The sequence below is a fragment of the Acinetobacter sp. Ver3 genome (assembly GCF_000632455.1).
Lineage (GTDB): Bacteria > Pseudomonadota > Gammaproteobacteria > Pseudomonadales > Moraxellaceae > Acinetobacter.
Window position 1 is genome coordinate 1 of the sequence record NZ_JFYL01000112.1, and the last position, 5511, is coordinate 5511.

7 protein-coding genes are annotated in these 5511 nt (G+C 41.3%); 1 reads left to right on the plus strand and 6 read right to left on the minus strand.

The genetic code is table 11. From position 1 onward, the window contains the following. From CL42_RS15445 to CL42_RS15465, 5 genes are all read right to left on the minus strand, one after another. The coding region (locus tag CL42_RS15445; protein ID WP_228133302.1) for a DUF2971 domain-containing protein at positions 1 to 500 on the minus strand (500 nt) is incomplete at its 3' end. A gap of 118 nt (positions 501 to 618) precedes the next feature. Beyond that, positions 619 to 2319 (minus strand): urease subunit alpha, encoded by a 1701-nt coding sequence (ureC, locus tag CL42_RS15450; RefSeq protein ID WP_035270648.1) that lies wholly within the window; start codon positions 2317 to 2319, stop codon positions 619 to 621. Positions 2320 to 2331: 12 nt separating this feature from the next. After that, positions 2332 to 2640 carry an urease subunit beta gene (locus tag CL42_RS15455; RefSeq protein WP_035270651.1) on the minus strand — a complete coding sequence of 103 codons (309 nt, stop codon included), beginning with the start codon at positions 2638 to 2640 and terminating at the stop codon, positions 2332 to 2334. Positions 2641 to 2662: 22 nt separating this feature from the next. Next, positions 2663 to 2965, minus strand: coding sequence for an urease subunit gamma (gene ureA, locus CL42_RS15460; RefSeq protein ID WP_035270654.1), 303 nt, complete (start codon positions 2963 to 2965; stop codon positions 2663 to 2665). A gap of 96 nt (positions 2966 to 3061) precedes the next feature. Continuing rightward, positions 3062 to 3937 (minus strand): urease accessory protein UreD, encoded by an 876-nt coding sequence (locus CL42_RS15465; RefSeq protein ID WP_035270657.1) that lies wholly within the window; start codon positions 3935 to 3937, stop codon positions 3062 to 3064. A gap of 235 nt (positions 3938 to 4172) precedes the next feature. Here CL42_RS15465 and CL42_RS15470 point away from each other — a divergent pair, with 235 nt between their 5' ends. Then, positions 4173 to 5108 (plus strand): lauroyl acyltransferase, encoded by a 936-nt coding sequence (locus CL42_RS15470; RefSeq protein WP_035270660.1) that lies wholly within the window; start codon positions 4173 to 4175, stop codon positions 5106 to 5108. Between the two features lie 22 nt (positions 5109 to 5130). On the opposite strand, the gene CL42_RS17310 is transcribed toward CL42_RS15470, so the two are convergent. After that, positions 5131 to 5511 (minus strand): hypothetical protein (locus CL42_RS17310; protein WP_035270662.1); only part of this gene is annotated, 381 nt, incomplete at its 5' end.

Consider the following 5511-nt stretch of genomic DNA (forward strand, 5'->3'; position numbering starts at 1 on the left):
TCACTACGTTTTAAAGCAAATGAGTTAGAAAGTGCTAAAGAGGAAAAAGAATAATTTGGGAATTCATCCTGATAAGTCACTGGCTGAAAATTAAAAGCACTATGAATCGGTTCAAAAATTGGATGTGGAATCTTAAACTCAACCATAAATCCCTTATGACTCTGAGCATAATGCGACCACATCAACATATTTAAAGGATTATTATTAAAGCAAGTTACAGACAACTCTGATCGTATTGAGTCTACAATTTTTTTCTGTAAACGTTCATAATTTAACTTAGATGTAATATCAAATTTTATCTCAGCCATACAATCATATGGATCATTAAAATTATCAGGCGGAGTAAATTTCAATTGTAGTTTTTTAAATAGATTGAGCACATATAGATTAGGATCAAAACTTAGATGTTTATAAATATAGTAATAATCATCATCACACTTGATATCAAAAAATTGCTGTAGATAACTAGGCTTACTCGTTTCCTTAAGTAAGCCTAACAAGATATTTTCATCTAGTTTACCCTCATCCTAGCCTGGAACATAGCAGCAATTAAATCAATAGTACTCTTCACTCTCCTTTTAGGAGATGAGCAGTACTGCTGCGCAAGGGAGAGGTCAATCAAAACAAGAAATACCTTTGCGCCATCGGCAACACTTCCGCAGGCTCACAAGTCAGCAAGTTCCCATCTGCTCGCACTTCATAAATTTCAGGATCAACCTCCATCACAGGACAGTAGGTATTCAGTTTCATATCTTTCTTCTGAATATCGCGTGTACCTTTACATGGACTGATCAACTTTTTCAGACCCAATTTTTCATGCACGCCTGCTTCAATCGCGACTTGTGACAAGAACGTAATACAGGTGTTATGCACACCGCGCGCATTTGCCCCAAACATCGGACGATAATGCACAGGCTGTGGTGTTGGAATCGAAGCGTTAATATCTCCCATCGGCGCAGCTGCAATCATGCCACCTTTAATAATCATCGAAGGCTTCACCCCAAAAAATGCAGGCTTCCACAGCACTAAATCAGCAAGTTTGCCCACTTCCACCGAACCAATTTCATGGCTTAAACCATGCGTAATGGCAGGGTTAATTGTATATTTGGCGATATAACGCTTCACACGATTATTGTCATGCGTGGCATTGTCACCTTCTAAAGGACCCCGCTGTATTTTCATTTTATGTGCGGTTTGCCATGTGCGAATCACCACTTCACCAACTCGCCCCATCGCTTGTGAGTCCGAGGACATCATGGCAATCGCCCCCAAGTCCTGCAAAATATCTTCTGCAGCAATGGTTTCACGGCGAATACGACTTTCCGCAAATGCCACATCTTCAGAAATCGCAGGGTCTAAATGGTGACAAACCATCAGCATATCCAAATGCTCATCAATCGTGTTGATGGTATACGGACGAGTTGGATTGGTGGAAGATGGCAACACATTCGGCTGACCAATGGCTTTTAAAATATCAGGCGCATGTCCACCGCCTGCACCTTCGGTATGGTACGTGTGAATGGTACGATTTTTAAATGCCGCCAAGGTTTCTTCCAAGAAGCCACTTTCATTTAAGGTATCGGTATGAATCGCCACTTGCACATCAAATTCATCGGCAACACTCAGGCAATTATCAATCGCTGCAGGGGTTGAACCCCAATCTTCATGCAATTTTAAACCGACCACACCTGCTCGAATTTGCTCACGAATTGGGTCGGGCTGACTTAAATTACCTTTACCCAATAAACCAATATTCATCGGTAAATCATCTATGGCTTGAAGCATCGTCCCGATATGCCAAGGTCCCGGTGTCACTGTTGTTGCAGAAGTCCCTGCCGCAGGGCCTGTACCACCACCAATCATGGTGGTCACACCGGACATCAGTGCCGTTTCCACTTGCTGCGGGCAAATCCAATGAATATGCGTATCGACACCGCCTGCGGTGAGAATCTGTCCTTCACCAGCGATCACTTCCGTCGCTGCACCAAGTGGAATGGTGATATCGGGTTGAATATCAGGATTGCCTGCTTTCCCAATTTTCCCAATACGGCCGTTTTTTAAACCGACATCGGCTTTGACAATACCCCACCAATCCACAATCAGCGCATTGGTAATGACCGTATCCGCAACATCTTCAGCCAACAGTTGTGATTGTCCCATGCCATCACGAATGACTTTACCACCGCCAAACTTCACTTCCTCACCATAGGTAGTGAGGTCTTGCTCAACTTCAATAAACAGCTCAGTATCCGCGAGACGAATTCGATCACCTACCGTTGGACCAAACATTTCCGCATAAGCACGGCGTGACATTTTCATTATTATTTTCCCTTAATCCAACTTACCCATAACACGACCCGCAAAGCCATACACCTCACGCTTACCTGCGAGTGCAACAAGTTCAATATCTCGACTCTGTCCTGGCTCAAAACGCACCGCTGTACCTGCCGCAATATTTAATCGATATCCTCGTGCTAACTCACGATCAAACTGCAACGCATCATTCGCTTCAGCAAAGTGATAATGTGACCCAACCTGAATCGGGCGATCCCCTGCATTTGCTACCGTCATTTTGAGCGTTGCCCGTCCGACATTCATTTCAATGTCTGTATCGGACGTAATGATTTCACCTGGAATCATATTTAATTTTTCCTCTCAGACATCACACAATCGGTTGATGTACAGTGACCAGTTTTGAACCATCCGGAAAGGTCGCTTCCACTTGGACCTCTGCGATCATTTCAGCTACACCTTCCATTACTTCATCCCGTTTTAGCAATGTTGTTCCAAAATGCATGAGGTCACTCACACTCATCCCATCACGTGCACCTTCTAATAGTGCGGCAGAAATGTAAGCCACTGCTTCTGGATAATTCAGCTTTAAACCACGGGCCTTGCGTCTTTCCGCTACAAGCCCCGCAGTAAAAATCAGCATTTTGTCTTTTTCCGTAGGTGTTAGTTCCATAATGCTTTCCTCACTATCTTTAAATATTGATGCAAAATGTGTGCTCAAATGTTTGTGTTAAAACAACTTAACTATGTTGCTATGACAAGAATAAATTTATGTGCGCCAAATTCGTGGGAACTCTTCATGAAGATCAAACCAATAACGACGAAGCTTTGCACGAATTGCAGCAAATGCATCATGACACTCACGTACATCATCTCCGAGATAACGTGCGATTACGACGTAATCGAGTAACGTCAATGTGACGTTAATATTCATACGCATGATTAATTCACGAATTTGATCAATATGTTGATCAAGATAGAAATTTGACCGGTATTGTTCTGGAGGCACTGCCCAAAAACTGGCCATCACTGCATGACCGTTCATCCCTAAACAAGACTTTAACCAACGATCATTGCCTTTAAAATTTAAACAGTCTGCAACCAATATTTTCTGATTTTGATAAAGCTGAAATTTATTTTGGTAAGTACCCTGCGAGAAGGTTTCATGTCGTGCTTGCCGTCCAATCACCAACATATCCCAACCGATAAAACTGGCAGCAGCGTCCAAATGTACGATCGTCTCTGAATTTGCATTCGCACCATTAAAGAGCATCGTCTCTTGAGGAAGCCATTCGAAAATCGCCTCATCTTGTACATGAATATGAATATGTTGAAATGCTTGTTTAAGATTGGTTTTGTACCACTTCCCTGCGCCAGGTGTGGTAACCAAAGCATGCGAATCCTGATCTATTTTCATTTCAAAGGTGAGATGATCTCCACCAGCAATTCCAGCAGGTGGATGAACAATAATGGCATGACATACTCCTGTTTTTTCAGGCCACAGCATCTTTTGCACGCGAACAGGTCCAAAGTGCTTACGATGCGCCAAAATTGTGCGATTTGAATCTTTGGTAAAACCTAACTCTAATTTAGCAAACCAATACTGTGCATTTTTGACTGGCTCATTGAACAATACTTGATTCATTCACGGTCATCTTCGTATTCCTATCATTTTCAGTAAATGTTCTGCAAAAATTGCACCAAGTTTGCTCAAGCTAATTTTGGTTAAAGGTTTTTAGGCACTTAATGTTGTTATTGATGAGTAATTCATGTGAAAAATCTAAGAACGTTTTTCTAAAGAATCCGATTGTTGCCTTCGCCGAAAAAAAACAGTTCGTGCTAATATAGTGAATTACCTTAAATTGTTATCAAGTTTGAATATGAGTAAACAGAAAAACTACCAACCGGGAGAGTTCCAGTGGTCTTTCTTAATGCCAAAATATTGGGGCATTTGGATTGGTATTATATTTCTGATGCTCCTTGCGATATTACCTTGGACAATTCAGCATCGTTTAGCTTATCTGATGGGAAATGTAGCTTTCAAATACTTGCGTTCACGTCGTGAAACAACTTTAAGAAATTTAGAAGTCTGCTTTCCTGAATGGATGCCCGAACTTCGTTATGAAAATGCTCGCCAAGTCTTTATTGATCAAATGGTCGGTGTTTTTGAAACACTGAATGCTTGGTATTGTCCCAAATGGTTTAAAGATCGTGTAACGATTGAAGGTTTAGAACATATTCAACAAGCGCAAGCTGAAGGGCGTGGGGCTTTACTACTCGGTACACACTCTACCCTACTCGATGCAGGTGGATATGTCTGTGCCCAGTATTTTGATCCAGATGTCGTGTATCGTCCGCAAAATAATCCATTGCTAGATATGCTGATTTACCGTTGTCGTGCCACGATTTATACCAATCAAATCGACCATGATGATATGCGCGGATTAATCCGTCATTTAAAAGAAGGACGACCTATTTGGTATAGTCCCGACCAAGATTTTGGTCTTAAACAAGGCGTTATGGCACCCTTTTTTGGTGTACCCGCAGCCACTGTAACTGCACATCGCCGTATATTAAAAATGACCAAAGCTGCCGCGATTCCACTTTACTTCTACCGTAAAGGTGATATTACAAATCCGAAATATCATATTTTGATTGAACCTGCGTTAGACAATATGCCAAGTGAAGATGAAATTGCAGACGCGACACGAACAAATTTGATTATTGAAAATCAACTTCGTTTAGCACCAACCCAATATATGTGGTTCCACCGTAGATTTAAAACACGTCCGGAAGGTTTTGAAAAAATTTATTAAAAAAAGCGGCTGAGCCGCTTTTTTATTGTGTTTCTAATACATCTGAATTTTTATCAGTATCAGGCTTTTTCGCCTCTACCATCTTATAGCGGTTGATACGACCTAACTCATCTTTTAAAGTCATATGCTGCATGTCCAAGACATTTAATATCAGCTTTTCTGAAGTTTTATTTTGATTCTGATCTGTCCAATTTACATTGAACTCCGTACCTAAACGAGTCCATTGATTTGCTTGAATTTCACCGACAGCAACAGGGGTTATAAATTTTGGTACTTTTCCGTTGAGATCAATTTGAATCTCTTTTAAATCCACCCTTGGACATTGCTCAGCAAAACATTGATAGGCTGTTGGTTCAGGCGTTACTTTTTGAGCAAAAGACTGTGCTTTAGCTTCTTTAGCTTC

Bases quoted from the DNA above. Each gene is read 5' to 3' on its own strand.
- ureC (WP_035270648.1), bottom strand. From the start codon at position 2,319: ATGAAAATGTCACGCCGTGCTTATGCGGAAATGTTTGGTCCAACGGTA.
- CL42_RS15455 (WP_035270651.1), bottom strand. From the start codon at position 2,640: ATGATTCCAGGTGAAATCATTACGTCCGATACAGACATTGAAATGAAT.
- ureA (WP_035270654.1), bottom strand. From the start codon at position 2,965: ATGGAACTAACACCTACGGAAAAAGACAAAATGCTGATTTTTACTGCG.
- CL42_RS15465 (WP_035270657.1), bottom strand. From the start codon at position 3,937: ATGAATCAAGTATTGTTCAATGAGCCAGTCAAAAATGCACAGTATTGG.
- CL42_RS15470 (WP_035270660.1), top strand. From the start codon at position 4,173: ATGAGTAAACAGAAAAACTACCAACCGGGAGAGTTCCAGTGGTCTTTC.